This window comes from Kribbella sp. VKM Ac-2566, from assembly GCF_004366005.1.
GTDB classification, from domain to species: domain Bacteria; phylum Actinomycetota; class Actinomycetes; order Propionibacteriales; family Kribbellaceae; genus Kribbella; species Kribbella pratensis.
The window spans coordinates 1488035-1504678 of the sequence record NZ_SODT01000008.1 but is presented as its reverse complement, the minus strand read 5'-3'; the positions used below and the strand labels follow the sequence as shown (position 1 = coordinate 1504678).

General features: G+C 68.8%; 8 protein-coding genes. All 8 read right to left on the bottom strand.

Features of this window, described 5'->3' with window-relative positions:
* Window positions 1–83: 83 nt before the first annotated feature.
* The 8 genes from EV647_RS10115 to EV647_RS10080 all read right to left on the bottom strand — a co-directional run bounded on the left by EV647_RS10115 (window position 84) and on the right by EV647_RS10080 (window position 16595).
* The gene (locus EV647_RS10115; RefSeq protein ID WP_134001270.1) at window positions 84–3722 is read right to left on the bottom strand and encodes a hypothetical protein; all 3639 of its coding nucleotides are present in this window, start codon (window positions 3720–3722) and stop codon (window positions 84–86) included.
* Window positions 3722–10486, bottom strand: coding sequence for a DUF6603 domain-containing protein (locus EV647_RS10110; RefSeq protein ID WP_134001268.1), 6765 nt, complete (start codon window positions 10484–10486; stop codon window positions 3722–3724). Before EV647_RS10110 ends, EV647_RS10115 begins: the two co-directional genes overlap by 1 nt.
* Window positions 10487–10564: 78 nt before the next feature.
* Window positions 10565–10882: a hypothetical protein gene (locus EV647_RS10105; RefSeq protein ID WP_134001266.1), complete on the bottom strand. Its 318-nt coding sequence runs from the start codon at window positions 10880–10882 to the stop codon at window positions 10565–10567.
* Window positions 10879–11679: a carbohydrate ABC transporter permease gene (locus EV647_RS10100; RefSeq protein WP_238177123.1), complete on the bottom strand. Its 801-nt coding sequence runs from the start codon at window positions 11677–11679 to the stop codon at window positions 10879–10881. Before EV647_RS10100 ends, EV647_RS10105 begins: the two co-directional genes overlap by 4 nt.
* A gap of 28 nt (window positions 11680–11707) precedes the next feature.
* Entirely contained in the window at window positions 11708–12661 is a 954-nt protein-coding gene (locus EV647_RS10095) for a carbohydrate ABC transporter permease (RefSeq protein WP_134001262.1), read from the bottom strand.
* Entirely contained in the window at window positions 12661–13932 is a 1272-nt protein-coding gene (locus tag EV647_RS10090; RefSeq protein WP_134001260.1) for a sugar ABC transporter substrate-binding protein, read from the bottom strand. Before EV647_RS10090 ends, EV647_RS10095 begins: the two co-directional genes overlap by 1 nt.
* A gap of 24 nt (window positions 13933–13956) precedes the next feature.
* On the bottom strand, window positions 13957–15555 hold the full coding sequence (locus EV647_RS10085) for an FAD-dependent oxidoreductase (RefSeq protein ID WP_134001258.1): 1599 nt from the start codon (window positions 15553–15555) through the stop codon (window positions 13957–13959).
* A complete protein-coding gene (locus EV647_RS10080; protein ID WP_134001256.1) occupies window positions 15552–16595 on the bottom strand; it encodes a LacI family DNA-binding transcriptional regulator in 1044 nt (347 codons plus the stop codon). Before EV647_RS10080 ends, EV647_RS10085 begins: the two co-directional genes overlap by 4 nt.
* Window positions 16596–16644 lie beyond the last annotated feature (49 nt).

Here is a 16644-nt window from a genome sequence, read left to right as displayed (position 1 = left end):
CCGTCCTCCTGGATATATTGTTAGTCGGCTAATAACGAAATTTAGCCGACTAACAAAACAGATGCAAGCGCGTCGAGAACCACTCAGACCTCGGCGACCACCTGGGTCTGGGCGCCGTCGGGGGCGCGCAGGACGAAGGTGACGACCATCGGGGGTGTGAGCCGGATGAGGATCTGGTACTCGTGCGGCGGGTCGTCGGTCACTCGGACGGCTTGGATGGGGGCGACGCTCGGGAAGGGGCCCGGGCGGGTCGGAATGTCGTCGAGTTCGAAGCGAGCCCGGACCGGTGGTGGTAGCGGACCGATCGGGAACGGACGGCGGGTCTGCTGGGCTTGAACCCCCAGAACGTAAGGGGGTTGAGCTGCGGCATCGGCATCCGAGCGGAGCCGTGCCACCACACCGCGGCCGACGATCGTGAAGATGTCGATCAGATCGAGACTCGGCGGTTCGGCAACGAACGCCGGCACGGTGACTTGCTGTTCGGCGAGCCGACCGAGCGGATCGACCAGCCGGACGAAGACGTCGAGCGGCTGGCCGCTGTCGGGCCGGGTGAGCCAGACGCCGAGTGGCGTTCGGCCGACCGTTCGCGGTCCGCGGACGACGGCCGCACCTGGGTCGGCGTCGGCCGGGGCCGGTCCGGAGACCGGCCCTTCCGCTACCTCTTGAAGTGGGCGCGGATCGACGTTGATCACCCCAGCAGCGCCCTGAACTTCGACCGAGATGCGGTGGTTACCCAGAGCGACCTCTCGGGGAGGTGCCGAGGTTGACGTCGTCACCAGGATCAGCTCGCCCGTGCCCATCGGCGTAGCGACGAGCGGAGCCAGGTCGGGCGCCGATCCTGGAAGGACTGTCACGACCACTGGCTCGCAGGCAGTCGACGGCAGACCACGCACAGCCGCAACCGGCACAGCATCAACCGGTATCGCGACCGCCCGCACGAACCAGTCGTCCCACGACGGACCGAACGCACCCGTCCAGCTGGCTGTGTACGTCAACTCGCCTGTGACCGGGTCGGGTGGCTGCCCTGCGCCAGGCGGAACAGCCGGTACGACGGCGAACGCCGGTCCCATCGACTCGAAGGATCGCGCGGCGACCTCGGATCGCGTCCGGAACAGCCGGAACTCGCGGACCGGCACGCGGCTCGCCGAGGTCATGGTCAGGGCGACGCTGCCCGCGATTCCGATGACCGAACTGACGACAGGCGCCGCGGGACGACGCAGTCGCGGTGCCGCGACGGCCTGCAGGCTTGCGTGAGCGGGCGCGCCGCCGGGCCAGGCCGACTCGATGCCTGACGTGGAAAGCGTGGTCACGGTGAACAGGTGGATGTCCGTCGATCCCTTCGGCAGGGTGACGTCCGCTTCGCGAGCCGAGCCGGGCAGCACCATCAGACGCCGGAAGATCGACCGGCGGCGGTCGGCCGGGAGAGCGTCATAGGAGTCCCAGAGTTGTTGCAGCCGTACGCCGGGCAGCGTGCCTTCGGCCGCTCGCGCCGGTAGTCCGACGGATTGGCGAAGGGCTGTCTCGGCGATCTCCCAGACGATGATTCCCTTGTCTGCTTGGAGTTGCGCGCCGGCGGGCACAGACCACTGCACCCTCGCGTGCGAGCAGCCTTGCGCGTCGGGTGCGCTTCCCATCGGGACACCGGGCGGCAGTGGCGGCGGAATCGGCGCGACCGGTACCGGCGTCGCCGCACTCGTCAGCGCAGGACTTGCCGCAGCCGGCGTCAGGCCGGACGTGACCCCGATCAGCAGGTGGGACCGCGTCCACAAAGCCGCACCCCAACGCGCGGTCACCCCGAAGTCCAGGACGGGCACAGAGATCCGCAGCTTGTAACGACGCCCTTCTTCGCCCTGCGCAGGCCCTGCCGGTACGACGTTCTCGCCGGCCGAGTCCAGATGCTCGACCCGTACTCCGGCGCCGCCCTGCAACTCGTGACCCGCAAAGCTCAGCGCCACATCCCGCCGGAAGCAACCAGCGGGTGCGGCACCGAACGGCGTGACACCCGCCGGTGGCGGACTGGTCGATGACGCCATCGGGAACATCACGACGCGCAGGTCAACCGCGACCGGCGTACGGTCTTCCCAGCCCACCGCGAGCTCGACCTCGAGCGTCGCGGGGCACGAGGTCGAACCGGTGAAGGTGGAGTCGAGCGCCAGCGCGATGATTCGCGGCCGGGGCGGAGCAGGCTCGTCGCCGGCATAGAGCGCGTCCTCCCACTTCGACCACACGCCGAAGACATCCTGAACCGCGACCGGATAGCCCGGACTGCGCCCGCCGCTCCCGAGCGGGATCTCGGCGGCGGCGTCGACGATGCTCGTCCGGCGGAACTCCGGCTGATCCTCCGGACCGTCAGGCACCGGGAGCAGCGGCCGGAAGTCGCCCGCCGGCCGCAGCGGCAGCAAGCACTCGGCGGTCGTATCGGCAGGCGACTCGAAGCGAGCCAGGGATCCGCCCGTTCCTTGCCCGAGCGCGGCCGTGCTCGGCGGCCGGAACCATGAGATGCGCACCGTCTCGCGCCACGGTCGATCCGGTACTTCGGGCGCCACCAGCCCATCGCGGACAGCCGCGACATTGATCGGCGTCGCGGTGTTCACGTGCTGCGGGAAGGACGGCAGGTACGCCGCCATCGTGGTGGAACCCATTCCGTTGGGCGTGTCCGAGTACTCGGCGGTGACCATCAGGTCGTCACCACCAACGCCCGGCTGGTCGTGCTGACGTTCCTCCAGGTAGCTGGTCCCGAAGCCGAGCCCCAGGGCCAGGAACGGGTCCGCACTCGCAGGCAGGGTCAGCAGTGAGAGCACAGGCAGCTCGGCAGTCGCGGTCAAGGAAGACCCACTCGGACCGTCGACCGGTCCGGTGTCGAGCACGTCCTGCTGCTCGTACGGCGGAAGGGCCGGGCGGTAGATCCGCTCGATCCGGGGCAGGGTCTCGTTGCGGATCTCCTTGAGCAGCATGCCGTAGTCCGGTGGCGCCCAGAGCGGCGCCGTACGGCTGGTGGCGGTGACTGGGTACCAGCCGACCGGGGGACCGCCGCGCTTGAGTCGCTGCAGGGCGGCCTCGACCGGGTCCACCGGGTTGTCGAAGAAACCCTGCGGTCCGGCGTCGTACGACGTACCGGGCCAGGGGGAGTCCACCGGCAGGCCTACTCGTTCGAGCGGCGTCCACTCGTCGTCGTCGAGCACCTCCTGGAGTAGCTCGATCCGGAGGTCCGGGCTGTGTCCGTTGACCAGTAGAGCTCTCGTGCCACCCGGGCATCGAACGACGAGCCGCACCCGAGCACCACCTGCACTGGTGACGGCGGCGGCTCCGACGGTGGCCTCGAGGCCCAGAGCGCCGCGGGTGACCAGTAGTCCGACGGGGCGAGCCGGGTCGATCGGGTCGCACTCGACTTCGACGTACGAGGCGACTCTGCTCCAGTTCAGCCCTAGACCGCCCTTGACCGGGAGTTGGGTGAAGTCGGCGCGCTCGGGCCTGTCCCGTCGCGACCGCTGCCACACGACGAACGGCTCGGACGGAACGCCGAGTTCCTTGGCGCAGATCCAGCGCAACTGGATCTCGGTGGGCCGCTTCTCCCGGATCGTCTTCAGGTGCTCCAGCAGCCGGTCGTCGATCACGACGTGGTGCTGACGAACCTGCTGCAGGTGCTGCTCGGCAATGACGGGCCACGGGATCTTGGCTGCTTCGGCGCGGAACCAGTAGGGCCAGGCGATTCGACGAGCCATCAGTCCTCCACCTCCCAAGGCGCCCGATGCAGGGCGATGCGCAAGGCCTCGGCCCGCTGTTCCGGCGTACCGGCGAGTGCATCACCGGCGAGTACAAGATCCAGGCGCAGCTCGGAGCCGCGGGAGCCTGGGGCGAGCAGGATGACGGCTCGGGTGCCGCCGGGGCCCTTCACGAGTTTGGTGATCCCGGCTCTTGGGAGATCGCCGGCCGCGACCGCTGCGGTGCTCGGCTCGAGCGAGAGCCAGTCACCCTCGAGTGCGGCCCACCACTTGTGACCCGGTCCGGCTGATGGGTCGGGTGGCCCCTCGACGACGGTAGGCATCGGCCGCGAGCGCCACATCGCCTCGCTGCATTCCACGACGACCGCGACCGGCTGCGGTACGGCCTCACCGGACCAGAGCACTTCGGCCGCGGGATAGCGAGGTACTTGCGGGATGGCGAGCCCGGCGGACTGGTAGACCGTGTCCAGTACGTCGCCTGCCGGGGTCAGAGGTAGTGCGGACAGCGCGGTCGGAGTCGGCACGTGTCGGTCCGCGCGGGACCCTAGCCGGATGAGCTTCGCCAGGTCGCCCACCGTGTCGAAGCGAGAGGTGGTGAAGCCGACCCGGTAGACGCGCCTCCCGTGGGCGTTGTCAGGTGCCCCCTTCGGTACGGCTTCGATGTCGACCAGGTAGTCGGTGAGCGGCTGCAGGTCGTAGGGCAGCGTCAGGATCGTGCCGTGGGTGCTGCTGCCACTGCTGTCGGTGCACGGCAGCTCGTCGAGCAGTTCGGTCACTGCCTGCTGCCATGGGTTCATGACCTGGCCCAGGTCCGGTGTCAGAGCACCCATCACCCCGCCCTGGCCGGTCAGTTGATAGGGCAGGGTGAGTGCGAGGCCGCCACCTGGTGGTTCGGGATGGAAGCCGGACGAGGCCTGCACGTGGACCCGCAGCTCCTCGCCGTACGCGTCGAAGAGGGCGGTCACGTTCTGGGTGGCGAGCGCGATCCGGATCGGCTCGGCGCAGAAGATGCCGGTCTCGTTCATCGCCGGCGCGGTGGCCAGCAACCATGGCCCGAGATCACGAGGTACCTCGTCCGGCTCGTCCGCCGCGAACTGGAAGTCCCGGGTCTCCTCGCCGCCCCAGTTCTCCGGCTCGGTGGGCGACGGCTTGTTCGCACCGGCCACGGACTGGGCGCGGTACTTCACCCTGACCATGTACGACTGCGACGGCACGAGCAATGCGACGTCGGTCGGGTCCTGGGTCAGGGTGGATTCGAGCAGATCGCGGTCGGTGGTGATGACCTGGGTGTCGTAGTCGAAACGCCACCGCTCGGCGGTGGTGATCCCGGCCGCGGCGATCAGCCAGTACGGCGTACCGGCAAGGAACCGCTCGCGGCGATCGGCGCCGAGCTCCACGACGGCCACGCTGCCCGGTACGTCGACGACAACGCGGCAGAGGAGCAGGTCGCGCTCTTCGGCGACGACCCGGGCCGCGATCCGCCCGGCGCGTTCGATCGGGTCGGCCCAGGGGCCCGTCGGGTCGGTCCACTCGCCTGGCAGCGGGTTGGTCGAGGTCACCATACTGTCCGGGGTGACCGGCTGCTGCGCGACGACCGAGCCGTCGCTCTTGCGGCAGGTGATGATCAGGCCCTCGTTGAGCATCCGCTCGGACACCAGCAGGAGGAGTTCGAGTGCTTCGAGACCGCCGACCACCGAGAGCCGCACGGTGTTGGCGAAGTCCGACGGCTTGAACCCGGTCTCCTCCCAGACCTTCTTGACCAGCTCGCGTTCTTCCTCGGTCCCGTACGGCGCCGGGTCGGGTTCGTCGCCCGACGGTGAACGCAGGATCCTGCCCTGGCATCCCAACGGCTGGTCGGAAAGCCCTTTGTCCCAAGCCGTTTCGGCCCACGCCGCACCGAGGTCGGCCAGCGAGGTACCGGTGGCGAGCAGGTCCACGACCTCCTGCAGAGCCTCGCCGTTCATCGGCAGCGCGGCGTTGCTGAAGGTCAGCGGGTTGCCGCTGTGCCAGACCTGGATCGAGTCGACGTGATCGATGTGGCCGGTCGGACACGGCACCGAGTCGCCGACGACGACCGCAGGATCCGTGCCCTGCAAGAGATCGGCGAGCGGATGGTGGGTTCGCCAGGTCTCGGTGACGTCGAGCTTGGCGTCGACCGGCGTACTGCGGAAGTCGCCCGGCCGGTCCGGCCAGGGGATGCCGGTCAGGCGCCAGCCGGTCGAACTCGGTCCGGTCGGCTTGTGGTCGAAGGTCCACACGACCGGCGCCGGGCGGGCCGGGTCGCTGCAGATGTGTCCCCATTGTTCGTGGACCGTGGTGGTGAGGCTTTCGCCGTACGGGACGGCTCGTGGTGCGGGCGTCGGCAACCAGCTCAGCAACGCGAGCGCCGGTCCGAGTTGGGACTGGCCGGGCGCGTTGCGTGCCCACCACGTCGCGGGTGTCTTGCCTGCGGGCGGATCCGGCTGCAGGTCGCCGATCAACTCGACGCTGGTGAGCTGGAAACGCCACCAGTTGTCGCCTCGGCGCACCCACGGATCGGCTCCGGCGCCGGACGTGCCGCGCGCCTCACCACCCAGCACGACGTTGCCGGCCAGAACACTCGGTGGGGTCTTGAACAGGACGACCGGAACCGCATCCAGCGGAACGGTCGGTATCGGGTCGCCGGACTGAGCTGCTGCGTCACCCAACGCGCCGTCGACGGCCCGATCGGTCGCGCTGCCCTCGACGAGGGCAGGGGACCGGCTGACCAGTTTCACCCCGCCGATCAGCTCCGGAGGATCGGCCGGGTCCGGTGGGCCGCCGCCGATCTCGAGCTTGACGCAGCCCTCGACGCTGAAGAAGAAGAAGTCGACCTTGCCGCAGACGCGGCCGGTGATGCTGGTCGTGTCGGTGCCGCCGCGGCGGCCGACCAGCACGGTCAGTTCGGCCCGCGCCGAGATGCCGACGATCCACAGCCGCAGCTCGCCCCGGGCGTAGATCATCCCGCCCAGACCGAAAGGCTCGAACGAGATCAGCGCGTCGAACCCGGCCGCGACCTCGAAGTACAGGCCGACGGACTTGCTGCCCATCAGCACGCACTGCAGATGGAAGCCGACCGCGATCGCCAGACCGTTGGTGGTGATCGGCAGCTTCGGATTGGCGAGCGTGGTGCCGTCGCCGTGGATCATCAGATAGCCGGTGCCGCGGAAGACGTCGAGGATCGAGACCGTCACCGGGTCGGTGTAGGTGCCGAGATCGATGAACCAGTTCTGCGCCTGCGACAGATGGAAGAACGCGGTCACCGGGACACGGATCTTCAGCAGCTTGAGAATGCTGTACTCCGCGACGATGCCGATCGTGATCGTGCCGCGGCCGAAGTCGAGGTCGAGCACGGCCAGGAACGTGGCACTGCTCTGCGCCTTCAGGACCGGCGGCATCTTCAGTACGTCGGCCTTCATCACCAGCAGCAGCCGCGGCCCGGGCACCTCGACCAGCACGATCCCCTTGAGGTGGATCAGGAAACCACCCTCGGCGGTGCCGAGCATCATGCCCGCGGCGATCGCGAAGCTGCCCGGGTTCAGCTCCCACCCCGCCGGATGCATCACGCTGAATCCGCGGGCAGGCGTGAGCTGATTCTCCAGCCACTTCAACGCAGGCGCCTGTACGCCGGTCTGCTCGAGTCTGCGGTAGTTGACCCCGACCCCGCCCAGGAAGCCGAAGATCCCCAGCCCCGAGTTGCCCAACGGCAACGGCACCGGGAACTCGACCTCGGCCCCGACCAGCACTCCGGTCGTGCCGGCCCGGCTCTCCAACGCGAGCGTGGCACTCGCGCGCAGGCCGATCGACGGGAAGGTCAGATCGAAAGCGCCCTTGAACCCGAGATCGGTGATCTCCAGGTAGCCGGTGCCGTGAATCGCGCCCGGGATGTCCAGGGTGGCGCCGAGCTTGGTGAGTTGCGGCGCCTCGAAGGCGTCGAGCCGGAGCCGGACCCGAACCGTGTCGACGGTGACGATGCCGAGATCGACTCCGAGGCCGACTTCCACTTCCAGGTAGGTCGGATTGAGTCGGCTCGCGCGAACGCCGAGCACCCGGAGCAACGAATCCAGCGGCGGCGCGGCCATCAAGGACCCGGCCGGTACGTCGAGCGTGTAGCCGCGGCTCGGGTCGAACACGGGCAGCGGCACGTACTCGACCGTCCCGTCGCCGTTGTTCTCGGTGTCCCACGTGCTTCTGATCCCGACCGCTTGGTAGCGGGTCACGATCGGCTTCTGCGGATCGACCTTGATGAAGCCGAGGTCGAACGAGAACGCGGTCTCGAGATCGAGCAGCACGCTGATCTGGGTGGTGGTCGGGCCGCTGCCGGTGGCCGGGTTCACGAGGCCGTCGGTGACCACGAGTTGCCCGCCGCGGAGGACGACGTACTGGGTCTGGATCTGGCCGCCGGCACCCAGCCCGACCGCGGCGCTGCCGAGGACGACGAGCGGAACCAGCTCGCCTGCTGCCGGACTCGGCGGCGTGACCGCGGCCAGGAGCGGGGAGAGGGCGGAGACCGCACCGAGGATGTTGAGCGCGGTGTTCGGGCCCGCGGACGCTCGCTCGACCTTGGCGAGGCCGTCGAGATCGCCTTCGACGGCCCGGAACTCGGCACTGGTCTCCCAGGACGAGCGGTCCTCGGCGACCTTGAGCCGGACCAGGAAGGTGCAGATGCCGTCGCTCGGATTGGTCCTGGCCGGGAGTTCCTCGTCCGTGTGCTCGTCCAGGCGCGCTTCGGCCGCGGTGCGGACGTCGAACTCGCCGTAGATCTCGGCGCGCACGAAGGTGCCGCGGATCAGTTCGACCCGGACGCCGATCTTGCGGAAGCAGTCTGGGGCCAGTTGGCGCGGTGGCTCGGGGTCGACTTCCGGGATGGTCGCGGCTGCTGGGCAAGTCAGGTCAGCGGTGACGGTTTCGGTGGTCGGCGCCGCCAGTGTCGGTTTTGCCGTCGCCCTCCACCACTCCGGCGAGCCGGGCGGTGGCGTCGTGCTACCTGCCGCGGTCCCCTGACCGTGCGGGGTGCCGGGAGTCACGGCGGTGAACTGCAGTTCCGTGGTCAGCAGCTGGATCAGCGCATCTCGGCGCCGCCTGCTGAGATCGAGGTTCCGAGTGACGGTGTCCGGGTCGGTGTGGCCCTCGAACGATGCGAAGCCCTCGACGACCAGCGGCGTGGACTTCGGGATCTGTTCCAGCCGGGCCCGTGAGTCCGGGCCGAGGAAGGGCTGCGCGGCACCCCATTCCTGGCGTGACGTTGCGGGGGCGGTGCGGATGTTGTCCGCGACGGTGGTCCAGTTGGTGCTGGTGCCGGTGGGGAACTCGGTCGTCGTCGGGTGGTTGAACAACGTGTAGGCGCTGAACTCGGCCACCGCCGCGGTGGTGACTGTCCTGGTCGCCGTCACCGTCACGGTCGCACCGGCTGCCACCGGGATCTCGGCGGTGGCGCCGTTGGCGGAGCCGCCGGGCCACGACCAGGCGATATCGCCGCCGTCGTCCGGATCGAGTCTGACCGTTGCGTTGCTGTCGGTCTGACTGGTGACGACCACGCGATGGCCGGTCCTGGTGACAGTTCGCGGTACGACTTCGCCACCTGGCGGGGGAGGCGGAGTGACCGGCGTCGCGGTCGCCCTGCGGACGGAGATGTTCCTGATCAGCTCGTGCAGGCCGGCATCGGTGACCTTGATCTCCAGCGCCGTGGTTCCGGCGGCCGGGAGCAGGATCGTCCGGCGGTCGAGGGTGGTGGGATCGCCGCCGTTGACGGTGACGCGATACGTGTACGGCGCGAGTCCGCCGCCGGCCGTGATGTACAGCGTGGCGCTGTCGGGCAGGTCGACCGGATTCGGTATCGGGTCGGTGTCCGGCACCGGATACCACTCACCGGCAGGGCCCTGGAACGCGAGCCGGACCGTCGGCGACTGGCCGCGGTTCACCACCTCGGCCTCGAACAGCCCGGTCACCCCCGCGTGCTGACCGATCCCGATCCACAGATCCCGTACGCCGGCGCTCACCGCCAGCCCTTCGAGCCCGGTCGGCGCGACGAAGAGTCTGACCTCGGGCAGATACAACCCCTGCCAATCGGTCGGCTGCGTCCGCGCGTTCGCCGGTACGCCGGACGGGCCGGCGTCACCCGTCAGATCCAGGGTGGCGCTGCGGAAGGCGAACCCGACCACCTCACCCGGACCGATCAACGCATGGGCCGGCTCCATCCGGATGAAGTCGAAGATCTGATCCTGCGGAGGATGACCACTGACCGTACTGCTCAGCAGCTTGACCTCGAGACCCTGCCCGACCGGCCGCAACAGCCGGACCCGCAACGCGGGCAGGTGGAACCGGACATCCGGGTTGGCCGGATCGGCGCGCAGTTGTCCCTGCGCGTCGAGCCTCGCACCCCGCAGGAACGGCAACCGCGCGATCGCCTGTGGAGTGTCGACCACGAGCCGCACGGTCCCGTCCGGATCACCGCCCGGCGCGTCCAGCCGGAGCGCGAACTCGACCCCGACCCGCGGATCCGGAAACGTGAGCAGCGTGGCGGTGCTGTTCACCGCTCCCGGACTTCGGTTGAACGATCCCGTCGCCGGATCGAGACTGAGCGGCAGATCGCCACCCACGGTCGTCTTCCACACCCGCCAGCTGAACCCGTCGTCCTCGACGCGTTCCTCCTCGGTCGGTGTGTCCACGCTGTCCAGCACCGGCTCGAGCGCATCGAGCCCGCCACCGTTCTTCAAGGACGCAGGCGTGTCATCCCAAAGACTCATCTGTACTTCCCCCCAAGAAGGCCCCAGGGTTCAGGACAGCAGTTCTCGCCGCTGGAGGAAATACCTCAGCACCGGCCGTCAGTCGATCGGGCGGCCGGAGAGCTGGGCGAGTTCGGCGAAGAAGGCTCGGTAGACGGGCTCGTCGGCCATCGGGATCTCGACGGTGGCCAGCGAGTAGACGCTGCTCATGAGGCGGCCGTAGATCGGCTCGTCCGGGTCTTGGATGTGGGAGAAGTGCAGCAGCATCGCGCGCCGGCGGATCTGGACGTGCACCCTGACCCACTCCAGTGGTGTCCGGTAGCAGGCGACGACGTTCCTGCGTTGGAACAGCTCGAAGATGCCGCGATCGACCCGTACCTGCACGTCGGCATGTTCGAAGACGATCGGCTCGGTCATTTGAGGCCCGAGTGGGCCAGGCCCTCGACGAACTGGCGTTGGGCGATGACGAACACGATCAGGACCGGGAGCACGGTCATGGTGGCGGCGGCGAGTTGTGTGTTCCACATGTCGGCTCCGTACGCGTCGGTGAATCGGGTGAGGGCTTGCGGCAGCGTGAACAGCTCCGGCGAGGTGAGGTAGACGGTGGGTTCGAGGTAGAGGTTCCAGGAGGCGAGGAAGGTCAGGATCGCGACCGCAGACAGGGCCGGCCGGGCGAGGGGCAGGCAGATTCGCCACCAGATCCCTGGGCGGCCGAGCCCGTCGAGCCGGCCGGCTTCCTCGAGTTCGGCGGGCAGGGCGATGAAGAACTGCCGCATGATGAAGCTCGCCAGTACGCACGGCGCCCCGAACGCGGTGACCAGGATCAGCGGCCAGTGGGTGTTGATCAGCCCGGCCCGTTTGAACACCTGGAACAGCGGGACGATCGTCACCTCGCTCGGCACCAGCAGACCGGTCAGCACCACCAGAAACAGGGCGTTGGCGCCAGGGAACCGGATCCGGGCGAAGGCATAGCCGGCCGTGCTCGAGACCAGCAGCGTGATCAGTGTGACCAGTACGGCGATGTAGACGCTGTTCACGTACTGCCGGGCGAACGGCTGGAACGTGAACGCTTCGCCGTACGCCGCCATGGTCGGATGCTCGGTCCATAGCGATGGCGGCGCTTTGAAGATCTCGGGCAGCGGCTTGATCGACGCCGCGACCATCCAGATCGTCGGCACCGCGAACGGGACCGCGAGTACAGCGAGCGCTGCCACCAGAAGCGCCTGTCGGATCAACGCTGGCCTACTGCTCATGGAACACCCATTTCCGCCGCAGCTGCCATTGCAGCAGCGTCAGCACCATCACGAAGCTCAACAGCATCAGCGCGAGCGTCGAGCCGTAGCCGATGTCGTTGAACTCGAAGGCCTGCTGGAACACGTAGTACACGAGCACGGTCGTGCTCAGCTCCGGACCGCCACCGGTGAGTACGGCGATCTGCGCGAACGACTGCAGCGCGCCGACGACGGTGATGATCGCGGTCAGCAGCACCGTCGGCGAGATCAGCGGCAGCGTGATCCGGGCGAAGATCGACCTGCTGCCCGCGCCGTCGATCCGGGCCGCCTCGTACAGCTCCGACGGCACGCCCTGCAACGCCGCCAGGAACAGCACCATGTTCACACCGACGCTGCGGACGACCTGGCTGACGATCACCGACAGCATCGCGGTGTCGCCGTGCTGCAGCCAGTTCGGCCCGTCCACGCCGATCGCGTGCAGCAGACCGTTGATGCCCCCGTTGTCCTGCAGCAGGAAGCCCCAGACCAGGGTCCACGCCACCACGGACACCACGACCGGCGAGAAGAACAAGGTCCGGAAGAACGTCGCGCCGCGGAACTGCCGGTTCAGCAGTACGGCGATCAGCAGGCCGAGGGTGATGTTCAGGACCACGACGCCGCCGGAGAAGACGACCGTTGCCAGCAGCACCGATGGCAACTGCGGGTCGGAAGCCAGCGCGGCGTAGTGGTCCGCGCCGACGAAGACCTGCTTTCCGGTGAAGACGTTCCACTTGTTGAGGCTGTACCAGATCGCCAGGCCGACCGGGATCAGCACGAACACCAGGACACCGGCGAGCTGTGGTGCGACGAACAGATACCCGGTCAGCACATCTCGCCGGCGAGTGGTCCAGAACGACGGACCGGGCGCGGATCGGGCCTCGACCGGGACTCGGTCCGAGTCCGGTGTGGTCGTGAGCGTGGCCATTACTTCGCCAGGATTGGCTGGATCGCGGTGCAGACCGACTTCAGGACGGCGGGGATGTCGGCGTCGCTCTTCCACAGTGCGTCCAGCGCGGTCTTGCCCTTCTGGGCGATCTCGGCCGGGCTGGTGTGGTTGGGCAGGGTGACGGCGTTCGGCAGCTGGTCGACCACGACTTCCTGCAGTTGGGCCGCGGAGAGCTTCTTGTTGTTCTCGGCAAGCTTCGCGCCGGTGAGCAGCGACTTGCGGGGCGGCGGGAAGAACTGGGCCAGCTTCGCCGCGTTGGCCGGATTCGTCAGGTAGGCAAGGAAGTCCGTCGCCTGGTCAGGATGCTTGCTGGCGGCAAGGACACCGACACCGGCCTGGCCGAGTACGGCGTACTTGCCGGACGGACCGGCCGGCAGCGGGTACAGGCCGAACTTGAACGAGCCGGTGAGCAACGACGCGCGGGAGACCTGCGCGATGGTGAAGGCGGCGTCACCGGCGAAGAAGTCGGCCTTCGTGCCGGGGCCGGGCATCGCGCTGGTCTTGAACGCGGCGTCGTGCAGGAACGTGAACGCGCGCTGCATCTCCGGGCTGTCGAACGTGCAGGTCTTTCCGTCCGCGCTCCACGCCGAGCCGCCGAAGCCGGTCCAGACCGTGGCCAGCGTGTTCCAGGACTTGTAGTCGAAGTCCCGGACCACGAAGCCCGCCTTGCCGGTCTTGGCGTGTACGGCGGCACCCGCGGCGGCGACCTGGTCCCAGGTCAGCGTCTTCGGGTCGATCTTCTGGCCGGCCTTCGCCAGCAGGTCGGTGTTCACGTAGAGGGCGAACGGCGAGTTCGAGAACGGGTAAGCGTAGAGCTTGCCGTCCCGGCTGAACTCCTTGGTCGCGCTGTCCACCAGGTCGTCGTACTGCCAGCCCTCGGTCGCCTTGAGCTTGTCGGTCAGGCCGACCAGCGCGTCGGAGGCGATCAGGTCCTTGGACAGGTCGCCCATCCAGGCCAGGTCGGGCGCGTTGCCGCCGGCGATCTGCGTCGTCAGCGTGGTGTTGTAGTCGGCGAACGGCAGGCTCTCGAAGGTGATCGAGGAGACCTCGGGGTGATCGGCCCGGTAGGCGTCGCCGATCGCGTTGAACAGCTTGAGCTGGTCCTCGTTCGAGGTCCAGACCGTCATCCGCAGCTTGACGTCGGTGGCCTTCGACCCCTCCGCCCCGGTGTCGGACGCTCCGCACGCCGCCGTCAGCGCGGCCGCGGTGGTCAGCGCGAGGGCGCCGAGCACTTTCCTTGCAGTGATCATGATGTGGTCCTTCGCTGGGGATGACTAGTAGCCGGCGATCTCGGGCCAGTGGAGCTCGACCCCGGCCTCGGTCAGCCGGCCCTGGAGGCGTTCGACGAGGGTGTCGTCGGTCGCGATCTGCTGCGGGCTCAGGCCGCTCTCGAGGCAGAACGCCACGAGTTCGCCGGCCGATTCGCCGATGTTCCACTCGACCGGATGCAGCCGGTAGGCGCCGTTGGTGATGTGGGTGGTGCCGATGTTCTTGGCGGCCGGAACCAGGTTCTGGGTGGCCGCCGGAACCAGCGCGCCGAGCGGGATCTCGAACGGTGCGCACTCCACGTCGATGTAGTTGTCGCCGCCGGTGGAGGGATGGAGGTCGATCCGGTACATCCCGACTCCGACCGAGGCGTCGAACCGGGCCGGACCGTCGTACCCGCGGGCCTTGATCGAGATGTCCTGCTCGCGAACGGTGGTGAGGGCCTTGATCCGGCGCGATTCCCGGATGTACGGCGCCTGCGCGAAGCCGTCCGTGGTGCCGACCAGGTCGCCGCGGAGCCGCAGACCGGGCCAGCCGCGACCGCCGTCCGGACGTGGCGCCTCGGTCTGCAGCCAGTACACGTAGGCACGGGACTGGGCCTTCGCGGCCAGCAGATGTACGGCGCGGTCGTCGGTGTCGATGATCGAGCCGCCGACATAGTCGAGCTGCGGCCAGTTGGCGAGCACGATGTCGCTGTCGTAGAAGCCGTCGGCGAAGTTCTGCCGGGCCGCGATCCGGCGGAACTGCCACAGGTCGCGGTCGCCGGGGTCGAAGCGCGGGTCCCCCCAGTGGTCGTCGACCGGGTTGACGTTCATCGTCCGTGCTTCCGGTACCAGCGTCCGCGGGTTCGGGGCGACGAAGGACAGCATCGGCGCGCCCCAGTACGGCAGCTCGAACGAACGCCAGAAGTCGTAGTCGTCGGGCCGCGCGATCGTGTGGTCGCCGTCGACGTGGTCGAAGGCGAAGCACCATGCGATCGACTGCACGTTGGAGGGATCCGCGACCTCGGCGGCGCTCGGCTCACCGGAGTCGGCTCGCGCTTCGGCGCCGACGACGTACTCCGTGCCGGTGAGCGGCAGCAGGTCGCCGGTCTCGGTCCCGTCCAGGACGAACTCGGCGGAGATCACGGTCTCGGCCCCGGTCCGTGGATCCGCGACCGTCACGGTGCGGACGACGCCGTCGGTCACCTCGGCCGCGAGCGGCACGCAGGGTTGCAGAACGGTCAGGCGGCCCGTCGATCGGTACGGCGCGAGCAGTGCGGTGATGACCGCGTCGGCCACGCGAGGCTCGTGGCACAAGCGGCTGACCCGGCCACGTCCCGGATTCAGCTCGCGATCCGTGCGGGCGGCGTCGGTCAGTGGGTAGTTGTCGCGGTAGTAGCGGCGAATGCCTTCGCGGAGTGCGCGGTACCGGGCGGTGACGCCGAACTGCTCGACCCAGATGTGCTCGTCGGGCGGCACCGCCTGAGAGGTGAGCTGTCCACCGAGCCACGCGTACTCCTCGGTCATCACCACGCGCCGGCCACGCTGCAACAGAGCCAGCGCGGCGGCGACGGAGCCGAGGCCGCCCCCGATGATCGCGACCTCGGTCGAAAGCCGGTCGGTCATGAGTCTGTCCGTTCGACGATGGTGGCGCCCGGCTCGACCTCGGAGTCGAGGTGCCGCCTGGTCTCGAGGTCGGTCCACTCCTGCGGTTCGGTCGAGATCAGCAACTGGAGCAGGTCGAGCGCCTCGGCCGCGAGTTGTTCCCTCGGCACATGGAAGCCCGCGAGCGGCCGGCCGGCGATCCGGTGACCGCGCACCTCGCCGAGCGCCGCGACCGAGATCTCGTCCGGTACGGCGACTCCCGCGGCCGTCAGCGCGAGCACGGCATCCTCGATCAGGAACGCGTCCTCGGCGATGATCACGGTCGCGCCGGTGGCTTGCGCCAGCCGGGGCAGGTCGGCGATCCGCTCCTCACCGACCAACAGGAAGGCGAGCCGGCCGTCCGCGGAGGCGGCCTCGACGGCACCGCGACGGTCCCGGGCCGCAGGCGTGTCCCGGCCGCGGTGTACGTAGAGGGCCTGCTGGTGCCCGGCGGCAGCGGCCTGGTCGATCAGTGCCGTGGCCGGCGTGACGTAGTCGATGGCGACGTACGGCACCGGGGCGGCGGTCTCGTCCCGGCGGCCGATGGCGACGAACGGGAACTGTTCGGCGACCAGTCGCTCCAGCTCGGACGCGACCATCTGCTGACCGAGCAGCACGCAGCCGTCGGTCAGCCGCAGCCGGGTCTTGCGGTGGAACAGGCTCCGGGTGCCGTCCTCGACCGGTGACGACGTGAAGAACAGCAGGTCCCAGCCGATCCGCTCGGCGGCGCGCTCGATCCCGTTCAGCAACGGCCCGTAGAAATCCATGCTCTCGGGGGACAGAGCGGCCTCGTAGGTGAAGACGCCGATGATCTGGTTGTCCAGGCCGGCCAGGCGGCGGGCTGCCGGGTCCGCGACGTACGTCAGTTGCTCGATGGCCTTCTTGACCCGCGCGCGCGTCGCCTCGGGGATCCGCACGTTCGTTCCGTCGCGGTCGTTCAGCACCACCGACACCGTGGTTTGGCTGACGCCGGCGATCTCGGCGATCTCGCGCTGGGTGACCCGGCGAGGTTTCGGTGCCATCGTTCCTCCGTCATGATAATGCCTATCTTCAGCAAGCTGCGGCGACCAT